Genomic DNA, 14,147 nt, shown 5'->3' on the forward strand with positions numbered 1-14,147 from the left:
TCAGTATGGATAGGTTTTCCGGCAAGACGGCACTGGTCACCGGCGGCAACTCCGGGATCGGCCTCGCCACCGCACAGCGATTCGCCGCCGAAGGCGCACAGGTCTTCATCACCGGGCGAAATCAGAAGACTCTCGACGACGCCGTGGCGTCGATCGGAGCGGGCGCAACCGGCATCCGCGCCGATGTGTCGAATCTCGACGACCTCGACAACGTTGCCGATGCCATTCGGGCACGTGGACGCGGCCTGGATGTTGTATTCGCCAATGCCGGCGGCGGCGAATTGGCGACGCTGTCTGACGTGACCGTCGAACAGTTCGCCACCACATTCCAGATCAACGTCGGTGGAATCCTGTTCACGATTCAGAAGGTGTTACCGCTGCTGAAACCGGGAGCGTCGATCGTGTTGACTGGCTCGACCTCCGCATCCGGGGGAACGCCCGCAATGGGCGTGTACGCGGCGTCGAAGGCGGCCATCCGTTCGCTGGGTCGGACGTGGGCGGCTGAGTTGGTCGACAAGGGCATCCGAGTCAACACCGTCGTACCGGGTCCAGTTGAGACGCCGGGACTGAAGGGCTTGGCGCCGAGCGGCCAGGAACAGGCGCTGCTAGATGCGGAGGCGTCGCACGTGCCGATGGGCCGGGTAGGGCGGCCCGAGGAAATCGCCGCCGCGGTGCTATTCCTTGCCTCCGATGAAAGCAGCTTCATGACCGGAACCGAGCTGTTCGTCGACGGCGGCGAAAGGCAGCTATGAGGAATGCCCCAACGGCCACACAATCGCGTCGACGGCCAGCTGTTGGGCCACCGCTATAGGCCGAAACTCGTGACAGTAGATGATCCAAAGAAAAAGGGCCGCATCTCTGCGGCCCTTTCCTGTGGAGCTGCCGGGAATCGAACCCGGGTCCTACGGCATTCCCTCAAGGCTTCTCCGTGCGCAGTTCGCTATGTCTCTACTCGGATCTCCTGGTCACACGAACTCGCCAGGATGACGATCCCAGTCGCTGTTTGATGTCCCCACGGGTCCCGCGACCGAACCCGTGGGTGGGTCCCTCTAGCTGATGCCAGGGTCCGGGCCGAGGGCGCTCCCGGTCTGACAGACACGCAGTCGCTTAGGCAGCGAGTGCGTAGTCGCGCTGATGAGAATCGGCGCTTAATTGGTTGCAACGACGCTTACGGTGGTCTCTTGCCTGCACCGGCACGCTTCCCTTGATTCGATGCGCGAAGTCGAAACCGTTCAGCCCCTCGCATCCCTGCCGAATTTCGGCAGGACACTCCATTGTACGGCCCTACCAACCAGCGGCAACGTAATTATCTTCCCCGACCAGCTTGCGGTCAGATCACGAAGTTCAGCCGCTCCACGATCCGCGCGGCCACGGCCTGGTCACCGCCGAATTCGACATCCTGCGGGCGGGCGGGGCACGTCGGGCGTCCGCCGGCGAGCCTGGTGAACTGCAGCGCGTCCACCCGGACGGTGGCCGTCGGCTCCTGGCCGCCGAAGTCCGCCACCACCTGAGCGCGACCATCGACGTTGACGCGGATGCTGCGCGCCAGCGGACCGGTCAGGTCGAACTCGATGCGCGAACCGTCGGGGGCCTTGGCGAGTTTGCCGACGACGAAGCCCAGGGTGGCCGCGATCTCGTCGAGGGACAGTCGTGACGCGGATCCCTCAAGCTCGGCATCCGACGATGGCCGCCCAATCGCCGTCCGGATGTCTTGCTCGTGCATCCAGCAGTCGAAGACCCGAATCCGCATGAACCGTCCATAACTGTCGGGGCCTGCCGGTGTCAGGGTCTCAGCGTTCCAGTCTTCCTCGGACATCGCTTGCAGGACCTTGCGGCGACCTTCGGTCACCGCGCGGTATCGCTGCAGGACACTCTCGCCGGATTGCGCACCGAGGTGGCGCACCCAGCACTCGTTCATCGCTCCGACGTCGTTGCGCACATGATCGAGCGCCTTGACGTCGATGTCCGGTTCGGGTGCGGGGATGCCGTCAACGAACGACTCGGTGCCGATGATGTGCGAGACCACGGCCTGCACGCACCAACCGGGCAGCGGTGTCGCCGCCTGCCACTCGGCCTCGGGCAGGCCGGCCAGCAGTGCATCGATGGAGTCCCACACCGCGAACAAACCGTTCAGCACATCCGCTTTGTCCAGTGTGGTGACAGAACGCGTAGCCATGGTCGGATGCTAGGCCGATTACCGGCCCAGCGTTAGACCCACTCGCGCCAGAATCAGACCGCCGATTGTCAAAATTCCCGCCGCCGCAACCGTCCATGCCATTCCGTCGAACGCGGTAACCCACGCTCCGAGGCCCATCACCAGTAGCGCATGGACGAGACGGGCAACGACGAAGCCCCGATCCCGCAAGACGGACACCAGCACCGAACGGGGTACGGCGTGCAGCAGTCGACCAAGAATGAAAACCAGCGCCGCGGTGACCAACCCGGTAACCAACCGCAGCGTCACCGTGGGATGCCCGTCGCCGTGGGCAAAACCGACGACCTGGATCAACACCGCCAAAACGGTGGCAACGACCGTCATTCGTCTCAGCATCTTCGCCAGCACAGCGCCGATATTCCTGCGCACAAGATCACCTAGCGCCGGGTCACTACCCGCGGCGCCGAGAAACCCACGCAAGGCGTGGCCGAACTTGCCTCGCTGAAGCCGATTGACAGCCATATTGTTCAACGCCGCGGCATGGTTGGCGTCCAACGCCAACGCTTGCCGATACGATGCCGTCGATTCTTCGATCCGGCCCAGATCATGCAGGATCGAACCCCGCAAGACCAGCCCGTCGGGACTCGGGGGGTCAAGCCGTAACGCCTCGTCGACCACCAGCAGCGCCGAATGCAGTTGGCGCGACTTTTGTAGCAGTCGAGCGTAAACCCGGTGCTGCAGAGGCTCATTCGGATGAGTTTGCACCCCCTGCCACGCCATCCACAGGGCATCCCCGTAGCGACCGATTCCATCGAGCGACAACGCATATATCCGCATGGCCAACTCATGCTGCGGCGCGGCGGACAACGCGGCGTAGGCGCTTTGCGCAGCGCCGTCATAGTTTTCGAGTAGATATTCGGCGCGCGCGTGTTGAGCTAATAACCCGGGGTCACTCGGATGTTGGGACAACGAACGACGCAGAACCTCGCGCGCGCGTTCGTAGTTCTCGGTCTCGAAGTACGCCTCGGCAATGCGGATGGCCTGGTCGGCTTGATCGACACCGGGCTCCGATGTCATCGCCGCTTACCGAATTTTCCTGCGCCGCAGATATTTTGCCAGATCGTCGTAGGTTCCGTCGTTGTTGGCGAATTCGACGATGTTGCGCGCGACCTCGAACCACGGCCCCGTGCTAGGGCGGATCTGTGCCGTGGCCTCGTCAATATCGGCCATCGTCACCGGGCGAACCTGACCGCTGCGCATCGACTCGGCCATTGCCAATTGCGTTGCGCTGTCGCACACATGCTCAAGGTCGGCACCGGAAAAACCGTCGGTACGCTTCGCGATCGACTTGAGGTCTATGCCCGCCACCGGCCGGTCTTTCAGGTTTGAGCGAAGAATTCCTGCCCTGGCGTCGGCATCGGGCAATCCCACAAAAACCATCCGGTCAAACCGTCCGGGCCGGCGCAGCGCCGGGTCGACATCCCAGGGCGCATTCGTGGCGCCGAGCACATAGACCCCGTCGTTCGTCGACGTCGCCGAGTCCATCTCTTCCAGCAAGGTATTGACGACGGGGCGCATCCCGGAGCTGCCACTCAACGCGGACCGCCGGTGCCCCAATGCATCGAGTTCGTCGAAGAACAGCACGCAGGGAGCATTGCGGCGCGCACTGTCGAAAACCGAACGGATGCTGCGTTCGCTCTCCCCGAACCAATGGTGCAGAACGTCGGCGATTCCCACCTGGTAGAAATTCGCGCCCAGTTCACCCGAAATGGCCTTGGCGATATAGGTTTTGCCGCAACCGGGCGGCCCGTACAGCAAGAGACCACCGCGTGCCGAGACCTTATATGCCTTCATCAGCTCGGGATTTCGGATCGGGCCGAGCAGCGAAAGTTCGATCTGCCGTTTGACATCGGCCATACCCGATACATCGTCGAGGCGTACGGAGCTGCGCGCCACGACGTCGAAGTCGCCTTCGTGGACGACATCGGCGGACGCCTCGACGAATGCCGGCTCGACGATGTCGGCGACTTGCCGTTCGGCGCTGGACCAATCGAAGTGGTCATCGCCGGCAGCTCGCCCCGCGGCCGGTACCCCCTCGGCTGCCGCCTGAGCAGGCGCGGCGAGCGCAGTGCTGCAGCGCTGCACGAGGCTCAGCGCGTTGGCGTTGCCGGCATCTTGACTCAGCGCCGCGCTGCAGTGGCCCAGCGCCTCCGCGTAGCGCCCCCGGTCGGCCAGCAAGCCGGCCAGATGCAACCGCAACTCGAGAACATCGGGGCTGCGTCCAACGGCAGCGGACAACTCCCGAATAACCGGGTCCTCACCCAACGTTTTCTCCCGACATAGTCCCGCCGGGACCATAGTAGGTCGCGCCAAAGAAGTTAGTTGGCGGCGATCATCGCCACGGATCCCATGGCCATCACCATGCCGATCCCCTGCCAGCGAGAGACCCGCTCGCGCAACACCATCATCGCTAGCACCACGGTGGCCGCGGGATACAGCGAAATCATGATGCTGGCCAACGACAGCATCCAGGACTGCAGCGCTATCAGCTGAGTCACCAGGGCGCAGATGTCCAGCAGCGCAATCCCCAGCGCCAGCTTCATCGACTGCCCCCGCGGCAGCCGCAGGGTACGTCTCGAGGCGGCCAGGATGGTGATCACCACGGTGGCCGACAGCCGCGCAAACATCAGCGGCCAGAGCTTGGAGTCGTGTGGCGATTGATGCAGGAACACCAAGTCGAGACCGAAGGCACACCCGGCCAAAATCGTGAGCCCGGCCACTTTGGGGGTGAAGCGGAATCGGCTCACGCCCTCGACGGTGGCCTCACGGCTGACCAACATCACCGCGATGATCGCGAGCACGACGCCCGCCGAAGCGGCGTGGCCCGGTCGTTCCCCCAGCGCGATACCGACCGCCACGGGTACGGCGGCATTGAGCACGCCCGCTAACGGCGCGACAACCGAGATGGGACCCGAGCCGAGTGCGGCGTAGAACGCCCACATGCCGAACGCCTGACCGACGCCGTACAGGCAGCCCCAGAGGATGGCACCGGAATGAATAGGCCCACCCACAGTAAGAGCCAGCAGGCCCAGCACCACCGCTTCGACCGGGTACGCGGCCAACATCACCCGCAGTGCGGCTGTCCGGCGAGCTGCTACGCCGCCCATAAAATCGCTGACCCCGTACGAGACGGCGGACAGCTGCGCGTAAGCGGCTCCGATCAGTTCATACCCTTTGCTCGGCGACCCAGTTCACGCAGTACTTCGCGCTGGGCGTCGCGGCGGGCCATGTCCTGGCGTTTGTCGTGTGCTTGCTTGCCTCGCGCTAGCGCGAGTTCCACCTTGACCTTGCCCTCGGAAAAATACAGCGACAGTGGCACCAAAGTCAGGTTACCATCGCGGATTTTTCCAATGAGTCCGTCGATTTGTTGCCTGTGTAACAACAGCTTCCGATTGCGACGAGGATCATGATTCGTCCAGCTACCGTGTTCGTACTCGGGAATGTGCAAGTTGCGCAACCACACTTCGCCGTCGTCGACGGTTGCGAACGCGTCAGCCAGCGAGGCTTGTCCTAGCCGCAGGCTCTTCACCTCGGTGCCGACTAAAGCCACGCCTGCCTCGAATAACTCTAAGATCGAGTAGTTGTGCCTGGCTTTGCGATTGGTGGCCACAATCTTTTTGCTGTCACGCTTGGCGCCACTCGCCTTGCCCCCACCGGACTTTTCGGCCACAGCTAACGCCGTACGTATAGGCGCAACGTCGCGTATGCCGTCAACCCAGCCATCGACACGCCGAGCAAGATCAGGATCGGTGAGATGTAAAGGATGTCGGCGTAGTCGATCCGGGCGATCAAATTGGCTTGGTAGAACTGGTTTAACGCGTTGTCCAGGAACAATGCCCGCACCACGATCAAGCCGGCAATCGCAATCCCCACACCGAGGCCGGCGGCGAGCATCGCCTCCACCAGGAAGGGCAGCTGGGTGTACCAGCGACTAGCCCCCACCAATCGCATGATCCCGATTTCCGTGCGCCGCGTATACGCCGCGACCTGAACCATATTGGCAATCAACAGGATCGCGCCGACGGCCTGCACCAAAGCGACGGCGAATGCGACATTGCTCAAGCCGTCCAGCACCGCGAACAGCCGGTCGATCAGGTCCTTTTGATTGAGCACGGAGAGCACCCCGGGCTGACCCTGCATCGCCAAGTCGAACTCCTTGTGTTGCTCAGGGTTGTTCAACTTGACGATGAACGACGCGGGGAAGGAATCCTTGCCGGCAACGTCCTTGTACTGCGGGAACTTTCGGATGGCGTCGTCGTAGGCGTCCTGGCGATTGAGAAACCGAACCGACTTGACGTCATCGCGGCCCTCGATCTTTGTCCGCAGCGCCTTGCAGGGATTGGTGCCGCAGGCCGGATCGTTCGCCGAGACGTCTTCGGTCAAGAAGACTTGCGTCTCGACGCGGTCGAGGTAGATGGCCCGGGAGTGCTCGGCCAACCGGACCACCAGCAGACCGCCGCCGAACAGGCCGACCGAAATCGCGGTCGTCAGGATCATCGCGACCGTCATCGTGACATTGCGGCGAAGCCCGGTCAGGACCTCGTTGAGTAGGAATCCGAAGCGCACTAGCGATCCATCCCGTAGACGCCGCGCTGCTCGTCGCGAACCAGCCTGCCCAGAGACAGCTCCACGACGCGCTGGCGCATCGAGTCGACGATGTGGTGGTCGTGCGTCGCCATCAGCACCGTCGTCCCGGTGCGGTTGATCCGCTCCAACAGATCCATGATGTCGTTGCTGGTGTCGGGGTCGAGGTTGCCGGTGGGCTCGTCGGCCAGCAGGACCAACGGCCGGTTGACGAACGCGCGGGCAATCGCCACCCGCTGCTGCTCCCCACCGGATAGCTCGTGGGGCAGCCGACTGGCTTTGCCGGACAGGCCGACCGTCTCGAGCACGTCGGGCACCACCCGGTTGATTTGGTCGCCGCGTTTACCGATGACTTCCAGCGCGAAGGCGACGTTTTCATACACCGTCTTTTGTTGTAGCAGACGAAAGTCCTGGAAAACGCAGCCGATCACCTGGCGCAGCTTCGGCACATGCCGGCCGGGCAGCTTGTTGACGTGGAACTTCGAGACCCGCACGTCACCGGTTGTCGGTGACTCCGCAGCCAGCAGTAACCGCATGAACGTTGATTTGCCCGAACCCGAGGGGCCGATCAGGAAGACGAATTCGCCCTTGTCGATTTTGACGTTGACGTCGTCCAACGCCGGACGGGCCGACGCTTTGTACTTCTTGCTGACACGGTCAAGGGTGATCATCACGGCACGCCAGTGTAGCGGTGAATTTCGCTGGCCCGCGAAGATCAACTCGCCGGTGGCCGCGATGTGGGCGACGGACCCGGCCCCGGCACCGGTTGCTGCGTGGGTGCCGGAGTCGGGCTCGCGCTGGGCGGACAGAAGGGCGGCGGCAGCAGGCACGGCAGCTGGAACGGCGGCGGTGAGGTGGTCGTTGGCGGCGGGGGCGGCGGCGGGGTGGGCGGCACCGTGCTGGTCGGAGTCGGGACGAACGTGCTGGTCGGTGCTGGCATCTCGACCCTCGTGCGCGGCACCCAGGTGTAGTTCGGGTCAGGTACGAAACCCGGCGGCACTATCTGCGGAGCGGGCGGCTTGGGAGCCGGCTCTGGGCGATTGACGTCATAGACCCACCAGACCGCAAGGAAGGCGAGGATCAACGCCACCGTCGAAGTGCGCATCCGGCCACCGAACACATACTGCGGCCACCGGCGTTCCTCGTCGTCGGCGCGCTTCTCCAGGAGGTTGAGGGTCAGCTTCACCGTTTCACCGACTCGTGCGCGATCTCGCGGGCTGCCTCGGCGGCCTGGGCGGCGGTGACGCCTGGGTCGTCCTCAACCACGCTCACTGTCGCGTCGGCCGTGGTGACGATGCCGGCGCGGCCCAGTGCCCGAACGACCAGCACACGCAACTGCCGGCCCGCCTCGAACTGCTTGCCGGGCAGGGTGCGGGCCACCATGCGCAGCGTGACGGTGTCGACTTCGATGCTTTCCAAGCCCATCAGGGTGGGCGCGTCCAGCAGCAACTCGCCCAGCAATGGGTTGTCCATGGCGTGGTCGCACACCTCGTGCAAGACCTCGTTGACCCGGTTGAGGTCGGCGCTGGTCGAGACGGGGATGTCGATCACCGCGCGCGCCCAGTCCTTGGAGAGGTTGATCGTTTTGACGATCTGACCATTGGGGATGGTGAATAACTCACCATCCGACGAGCGCAGCCGGGTCACCCGCAACGTCACGTTTTCCACCGTGCCGCGCGCCTCGGCGGCGATCCCCGAAACAGTCAGCGAGACCAAGTCGCCAAACCCGTACTGCTTCTCGACAATGATGAAAAAGCCCGACAGCAGATCCTTGACCAGCTGCTGAGCGCCGAAACCCAGCGCGGCACCGAGCACCGTGGCAGGCGCGATGAACCCGCCCACGGAAAACTTCAGCACGTCGCCGATCTGAACGACGACCCAGATCGCGATGATCACGATCGACACCCACTGGATCACCGACGCCACCGCCTGGCGGTGCTTGGTCGCCTCCGAGCGCACCAAGGCGTCGCTTTCGGCAAAGCCGACATCGAGCTGCCGGGTGATCTGCTGAGCCACCCAGGTAACGAAGCGGACCGCCAGGATCGCGGCGATGAACAGCATGATGATGTGCAGACCCCGATCGAGGATCCATCCACCGATTTCGCCGCGCCAAAAGTCGTGCCAGCGCTGCGTTGCCGAAGTTGCAAGAATTGTTGTGTTAGTCGTCATCTTTTCGATTGCGCCACCGGATCCCTGCTTCCAGAAACCCGTCGATGTCCCCGTCCAGAACGGCCGCCGGATTGCCGACCTCATAGTCGGTACGCAGATCCTTGACCATCTGATACGGCTGAAGTACGTAGGAGCGCATCTGGTTACCCCAGGAGCTGCCGCCCTCACCTTTTAAGGCGTCCATCTCAGCGCGCTCTTCTAAACGCTTACGCTCCAACAACTTTGCCTGGAGTACTCGCATTGCCGAAACCTTGTTCTGCAGTTGCGACTTCTCGTTCTGGCAAGTCACGACGATACCCGTTGGGATGTGGGTAAGCCGAACCGCGGAGTCGGTGGTGTTCACCGACTGGCCGCCGGGTCCGCTCGATCGGTACACGTCAACCCGCACATCGCCTTCGGGAATGTCGATGTGATCAGTGGTCTCCACCACCGGCAGCACCTCGACTTCGGCGAACGATGTCTGCCGTCGACTCTGGTTGTCGAACGGGCTGATCCGGACCAGTCGGTGGGTGCCCTGCTCGACGGACAACGTGCCGTACGCATACGGCGCATGCACGGCGAACGTCGCGCTTTTGATCCCGGCTTCCTCCGCGTAGGAGGTGTCGAACACCTCGACACCGTACTTGTGTTGCTCGGCCCAGCGGATATACATCCGCATCAGCATCTCGGCCCAGTCGGCAGCGTCCACCCCGCCGGCGCCGGAGCGGATGTTGACCAACGCCTCGCGCTCGTCGTACTCGCCCGACAGCAGGGTGCGCACCTCGGCAGCTTCGATGTCGGTGCGCAAAGCCTTGAGCTCGGCGTCAGCCTCGACCAGTGCGTCAGCCGCGCCTTCGTCCTCCTCGGCCGAGAGCTCGTAGAGCACCGGCAGGTCATCGAGCCGCTGCCGCAGCTCCTCGATGCGGCGCAGCTCCCCCTGGGCATGGGACAACTGACTGGTCACGCGCTGCGCATTGGTCTGGTCGTCCCACAGTTTTGGATCGGACGCCTCATGCTCGAGCTTCTCGATGCGGCTGCGTAGACCGTCCACATCGAGCACTCGCTCCACCGTGGTCAGGGCGGAGTCGAGGGCGGCGATATCGGCTTGACGGTCGGGTTCCACAGCCGCCCACGTTACCGGCGCCCTGGTTGGCGGCGAATGCTCAGGTCGCGACCCGCGGCACTTTGACCATCTGCTGGGGTTCAGCGTCTAGCATCGAAATCACCATCATGTGCGCCCGCGACTGCGACGCCCAGCCCGTTCTCAGCCCCTTGCGTCGCAGCCGGGCATGAACAGAAGGCTTGGGTATGCGTCCATTCCATGTCGCCATCGTCGGCTCCGGACCGTCGGGATTCTTCGCCGCAGCGTCTTTGCTGAAGGCCGCCGATAGCTCCGACGAGATCGACGTCGCCGTCGACATGCTCGAGATGTTGCCGACGCCGTGGGGGCTGGTGCGTTCCGGCGTCGCGCCCGATCACCCCAAGATCAAGTCGATCAGCAAGCAGTTCGAGAAAACCGGCGGCGATCCCCGCTTCCGCTTCTTCGGCAACGTGGTGGTCGGCGAACATATCGAGGCCGCCGAGCTCGCCGAACACTACGACGCCGTGATCTACGCGGTCGGGGCACAGGCCGATCGTTCCCTCAACATTCCCGGCGAGGATCTGCCCGGCAGTGTCGCCGCCGTCGATTTCGTGGGCTGGTACAACGCGCACCCGAACTTCGAGCAGATCTCGCCCGATCTGTCGGGCGCCCGGGCGGTGGTCATCGGCAACGGCAATGTCGCACTCGACGTCGCCCGCATTCTGGTCACCCACCCCGACACGCTGGCATCTACCGATATCGCCGATCATGCGCTGGAATCGCTGCGCCCCTGCGGCGTGGAAGAAGTGGTGATCGTCGGGCGACGCGGGCCCCTGCAGACCGCGTTCACCACGCTGGAGTTGCGCGAGCTCGCCGACCTCGAAGGGGTCGACGTCATCGTCGATCCCGCCCAGCTGGAGGACGTCAGCGACGAGGATGCCGAGGCCGCCGGCAAAACCACCAAGCAGAACATCAAGGCGTTGCGTGACTACGCCAACCGCGACCCGCGCCCAGGACACCGGCGCATGGTGTTCCGGTTCCTGACATCCCCGATCGAGATCAAGGGCGACGACAAGGTCGAGGGAATTGTGCTGGGCCGCAACGAATTAGTCGCCGACGAGGGCGGGCGGGTATCGGCCAAAGACACCGGGGAACGCGAGGAGCTTCCGGCTCAGCTGGTGGTGCGCTCGGTCGGTTATCGCGGCATACCTACCCCGGGGCTGCCATTCGACGACAAGAGCGCGACCATCCCCAACACCGACGGCCGGGTCGCGGGCAGCCGCAACGAATACGTCGTCGGATGGATCAAGCGGGGGCCGACCGGTGTGATCGGCACTAATAAAAAGGACTCCCAGGAGACCGTCGACACCTTGATCAGCGATCTGACCGGCGCCGAACAAGGCGCGCTGGCAGATTTCGGCGAAGACCATGCCGACAAATTGGCCGACTGGCTGGCTTCGCGCCAGCCGAAGCTGATCACCTCGGACCACTGGGACACCATCGATGCCCATGAGCGTGCGGCCGGCGAGCCGCACGGGCGTCCCCGCGTCAAGCTGCCGAACGTCATCGAGCTGCTGCGCATCGGCCACGGCTGAACGCCAACCAGCCGGAGATGGCGCAATCGCGTTGGGGCTGAGCTCGACTCAGCGCCGAAAGACGATGAAACCTGCGCCGGCGAGCAGCAGGGCGATGGCGGCGGCGATCGCCCAGCCAGCGCCGGCAAGCCACCAGATGACACCCAACACCGCGAGCGCGGGCGACACGGCGAACAGCATGAGCACGGGGTGCTGCCTGACCACTTCGAGCGCGCTTTTCGCCCGGATCCGCTCGATGTCCTTGTCCGCCATGACCTCAGAATGCCACCTGGCACCCACAATGCAAGGCCATTGACTGACCGAAGCTAGCCGGCGGGCGGTTCGGGCGGGGCGAACTTCCAGTTGTCCGGATTTTTAGAGGAATACATCACCGGATGCAGTTGTCCCATGGTCGGCCATTGGTCAACGTCGACCACCATCCGCCAGTAGACGGCGTGCTCATTCACGGTAGGTCCGTTGATGACGCCGGCGAGGGTGACATATTGCTCGCCGCTGACGTCCGCTCGCGGGCTCACCCCGGTCACCAGCAACGTGCCATTGAGGAGTTCGCCGCGTGGGCCACGCGGGACGAACCGCTGGGCAAAAAATACCCCGACGACCGCGACGAGCAAGAGCAGCAGACCGAATTCCCACACGACGCCATCGTAGGGCGCCTGCGGCGAGGACGGTCCCGCGCCAAGAGACCTAGGACCCTACTGACTCACGCGGATTCACCGTAGCGTCGACAGGGAACTGCTGCGCCAACGAAAGGTGAGGTCCATGACTGATGAGCCCGCTGTCGTTTTGTCAGAAGACGAGAGTTGGCGCAGGTTGGGCGGCGCCGCCTTGGGCCGGCTAGTGAGCAGTTTCGCCGGTGAGCCCGAGATCTTCCCGGTGAACTATGCCGTGCAGGACCGGACCGTGTTGTTTCGAACCGCCGAGGGCACCAAATTGTTTTCCGCCGTGACGAACAGCGTCGTGCTGTTCGAGGCGGACGACCACAACGTCGCCGAAGGCTGGAGTGTGATCGTCAGAGGCCGCGCACGGGTGTTGCGCACCGCGGCGGAGATCGAGGAAGCCGAACGCGCCCAGCTGATGCCCTGGACGGCGACGCTCAAGAAGCACTACGTCCGGGTGACCCCGTCCGATATCACCGGTCGCCACTTCAAGTTCGGCCCGGAACCCGATCCGAACGCATCCTTTGCCTGACGCGCTCAGCCCGCGAGCAGCGCGTCGAGCTCCCCTGCGTCGACGCCCGTCAGCCGCCGGTGCATCGCCCACGCAATCCGGCCGGCCTGCAATTTAGCTCGCTCGGCCGCCGGCCCCCGATACATCTGGTCGACGGTGGCGCGCCAGACCGTCAGCCAGCGCACGAAATGCTGGGCGGATAACGGAGTCCGCTGGTGAACGACGCGGTGAACGCGCAGCGCGCTGCCCCGGTAGCGGCCCGCGCCGAACAGTACGGTTTCCCAGAAGTCGCAGATGACCGGGATGTGCGCGTCCAATCCGACCGACCGCAGCTCAGCGAACGGCTCGGACAGAACCTCGTCGACCAGCACCCGGTCGTAGAAGCGACGCAGCAGCGCCTCGACGTCGGCGCCGTCGACCAGGTCCGCGTGCGCGTCGTGCATCGTTCCATCATCGCGTCGCAAGGCGGCGGGCGTGAGGGCCAAAAGTCCCTGCGCGCCCGCCGTGGTAGGACTGCTGGCATGAGCCAGGACGATCTCGGGTTGGCGATCGCGCTGGCCGACCGCGCGGACATGCTGACTCGCGACCGGTTCGGCGCGCTCGACCTACGCATCGAAACGAAACCGGACCTGACTCCGGTCACCGACGCCGACCGCGCGGTCGAGGCCGACCTGCGTGAGGAGCTCGGACGCCAGCGGCCCGGCGACAGCATCCTCGGCGAGGAGTTCGGTGGGACCCCCACATTCACCGGACGGCAATGGATCATCGATCCGATCGACGGCACCAAGAACTTCGTGCGCGGGGTACCGGTGTGGGCCAGTTTGATCGCATTGCTCGAAGACGGCGTCCCGTCGGTCGGCGTGGTGAGTGCGCCGGCCCTGCAACGCAGATGGTGGGCCGCCCGCGACCGGGGCGCGTTCGTCTCTGTCGACGGTGGGCCACCACGTCCGTTGTCGGTTTCCTCAGTGGGACAACTGGATTCGGCCAGCCTCTCGTTTTCCAGCCTGTCGGGATGGGCGCAGTGCGGTCTGCGCGACCGCTTCATCGAGCTGACCGACGCGGTATGGCGGGTGCGCGCCTATGGGGACTTTCTGTCGTACTGTCTCGTCGCCGAGGGCGCCGTCGATATCGCGGCCGAACCCGAGGTATCAGTGTGGGATCTGGCCGCACTCGACGTCCTGGTGCGCGAGGCGGGCGGGACGTTCACCGGCCTGGACGGGATTGCGGGCCCGCACCGCGGCAGTGCCGTGGCGACAAACGGCCTGCTACATGAGCGTGTGCTCGGCAGCCTTGGTGTGTGAATTAATTAACAAGCCCGCTTTATCTTACTCCGGAGTAAGATAGGCTCGTCACCGCA

17 protein-coding genes and 1 other RNA gene are annotated in these 14,147 nt (G+C 64.2%); 4 read left to right on the forward strand and 14 right to left on the reverse strand.

Annotated features, from left to right (window positions below):
• The first annotated feature begins 5 nt into the window (after window positions 1-5).
• The gene (locus ACTXG5_RS25885) at window positions 6-752 is read left to right on the forward strand and encodes an SDR family oxidoreductase (protein ID WP_445161497.1); all 747 of its coding nucleotides are present in this window, start codon (window positions 6-8) and stop codon (window positions 750-752) included.
• A 119-nt stretch (window positions 753-871) separates the two neighbouring features.
• On the opposite strand, the gene ssrA is transcribed toward ACTXG5_RS25885, so the two are convergent.
• The 11 genes from ssrA to prfB form a co-directional block, all read right to left on the reverse strand.
• Window positions 872-1,240, reverse strand: a transfer-messenger RNA (tmRNA) gene (ssrA, locus tag ACTXG5_RS25890).
• A gap of 90 nt (window positions 1,241-1,330) precedes the next feature.
• Complete coding sequence (locus ACTXG5_RS25895; RefSeq protein ID WP_445161498.1) at window positions 1,331-2,176, reverse strand: maleylpyruvate isomerase family mycothiol-dependent enzyme; 846 nt, start codon at window positions 2,174-2,176, stop codon at window positions 1,331-1,333.
• Window positions 2,177-2,194: 18 nt separating this feature from the next.
• Entirely contained in the window at window positions 2,195-3,232 is a 1,038-nt protein-coding gene (locus ACTXG5_RS25900; protein WP_445161499.1) for a tetratricopeptide repeat protein, read from the reverse strand.
• Window positions 3,233-3,238: 6 nt separating this feature from the next.
• Window positions 3,239-4,480: an AAA family ATPase gene (locus ACTXG5_RS25905; RefSeq protein WP_445161500.1), complete on the reverse strand. Its 1,242-nt coding sequence runs from the start codon at window positions 4,478-4,480 to the stop codon at window positions 3,239-3,241.
• A gap of 53 nt (window positions 4,481-4,533) precedes the next feature.
• On the reverse strand, window positions 4,534-5,322 hold the full coding sequence (locus ACTXG5_RS25910; protein WP_445161501.1) for an EamA family transporter: 789 nt from the start codon (window positions 5,320-5,322) through the stop codon (window positions 4,534-4,536).
• Between the two features lie 53 nt (window positions 5,323-5,375).
• Window positions 5,376-5,885, reverse strand: coding sequence for an SsrA-binding protein SmpB (gene smpB / locus ACTXG5_RS25915; protein ID WP_445161502.1), 510 nt, complete (start codon window positions 5,883-5,885; stop codon window positions 5,376-5,378).
• A gap of 2 nt (window positions 5,886-5,887) precedes the next feature.
• The gene (ftsX, locus tag ACTXG5_RS25920; RefSeq protein WP_445161503.1) at window positions 5,888-6,781 is read right to left on the reverse strand and encodes a permease-like cell division protein FtsX; all 894 of its coding nucleotides are present in this window, start codon (window positions 6,779-6,781) and stop codon (window positions 5,888-5,890) included.
• Entirely contained in the window at window positions 6,781-7,470 is a 690-nt protein-coding gene (gene ftsE, locus ACTXG5_RS25925; RefSeq protein ID WP_445164598.1) for a cell division ATP-binding protein FtsE, read from the reverse strand. The genes ftsX and ftsE overlap by 1 nt, the downstream gene beginning before the upstream one ends.
• A 44-nt stretch (window positions 7,471-7,514) precedes the next feature.
• Window positions 7,515-7,985 (reverse strand): hypothetical protein, encoded by a 471-nt coding sequence (locus tag ACTXG5_RS25930; RefSeq protein WP_445161504.1) that lies wholly within the window; start codon window positions 7,983-7,985, stop codon window positions 7,515-7,517.
• Window positions 7,982-8,968 (reverse strand): mechanosensitive ion channel family protein, encoded by a 987-nt coding sequence (locus tag ACTXG5_RS25935; RefSeq protein ID WP_445161505.1) that lies wholly within the window; start codon window positions 8,966-8,968, stop codon window positions 7,982-7,984. The genes ACTXG5_RS25930 and ACTXG5_RS25935 overlap by 4 nt, the downstream gene beginning before the upstream one ends.
• Window positions 8,958-10,070, reverse strand: a complete 1,113-nt coding sequence (gene prfB, locus ACTXG5_RS25940; RefSeq protein ID WP_445161506.1) for a peptide chain release factor 2 — start codon at window positions 10,068-10,070, stop codon at window positions 8,958-8,960. The genes ACTXG5_RS25935 and prfB overlap by 11 nt, the downstream gene beginning before the upstream one ends.
• A 185-nt stretch (window positions 10,071-10,255) precedes the next feature.
• On the opposite strand from prfB, the gene ACTXG5_RS25945 reads away from it, so the two are divergent.
• Window positions 10,256-11,623 (forward strand): FAD-dependent oxidoreductase, encoded by a 1,368-nt coding sequence (locus tag ACTXG5_RS25945; protein WP_445161507.1) that lies wholly within the window; start codon window positions 10,256-10,258, stop codon window positions 11,621-11,623.
• Window positions 11,624-11,671: 48 nt separating this feature from the next.
• Here the strand turns inward: ACTXG5_RS25945 and ACTXG5_RS25950 are convergent, their stop codons facing one another.
• Together ACTXG5_RS25950 and ACTXG5_RS25955 are read right to left on the reverse strand one after the other, a co-directional pair.
• On the reverse strand, window positions 11,672-11,875 hold the full coding sequence (locus ACTXG5_RS25950; RefSeq protein ID WP_445161508.1) for a hypothetical protein: 204 nt from the start codon (window positions 11,873-11,875) through the stop codon (window positions 11,672-11,674).
• Window positions 11,876-11,928: 53 nt separating this feature from the next.
• A complete protein-coding gene (locus ACTXG5_RS25955) occupies window positions 11,929-12,258 on the reverse strand; it encodes a hypothetical protein (RefSeq protein WP_445161509.1) in 330 nt (109 codons plus the stop codon).
• Window positions 12,259-12,382: 124 nt separating this feature from the next.
• Between ACTXG5_RS25955 and ACTXG5_RS25960 the strand changes: the two genes are divergently transcribed.
• Window positions 12,383-12,811 carry a pyridoxamine 5'-phosphate oxidase family protein gene (locus tag ACTXG5_RS25960; RefSeq protein WP_445161510.1) on the forward strand — a complete coding sequence of 143 codons (429 nt, stop codon included), beginning with the start codon at window positions 12,383-12,385 and terminating at the stop codon, window positions 12,809-12,811.
• Between the two features lie 5 nt (window positions 12,812-12,816).
• Here the strand turns inward: ACTXG5_RS25960 and ACTXG5_RS25965 are convergent, their stop codons facing one another.
• Window positions 12,817-13,233, reverse strand: coding sequence for a group III truncated hemoglobin (locus ACTXG5_RS25965; protein ID WP_445161511.1), 417 nt, complete (start codon window positions 13,231-13,233; stop codon window positions 12,817-12,819).
• Between the two features lie 78 nt (window positions 13,234-13,311).
• Here ACTXG5_RS25965 and ACTXG5_RS25970 point away from each other — a divergent pair, with 78 nt between their 5' ends.
• The gene (locus tag ACTXG5_RS25970) at window positions 13,312-14,091 is read left to right on the forward strand and encodes an inositol monophosphatase family protein (RefSeq protein WP_445161512.1); all 780 of its coding nucleotides are present in this window, start codon (window positions 13,312-13,314) and stop codon (window positions 14,089-14,091) included.
• Window positions 14,092-14,147 lie beyond the last annotated feature (56 nt).

The sequence above is a fragment of the Mycobacterium sp. Dal123C01 genome (assembly GCF_052566995.1).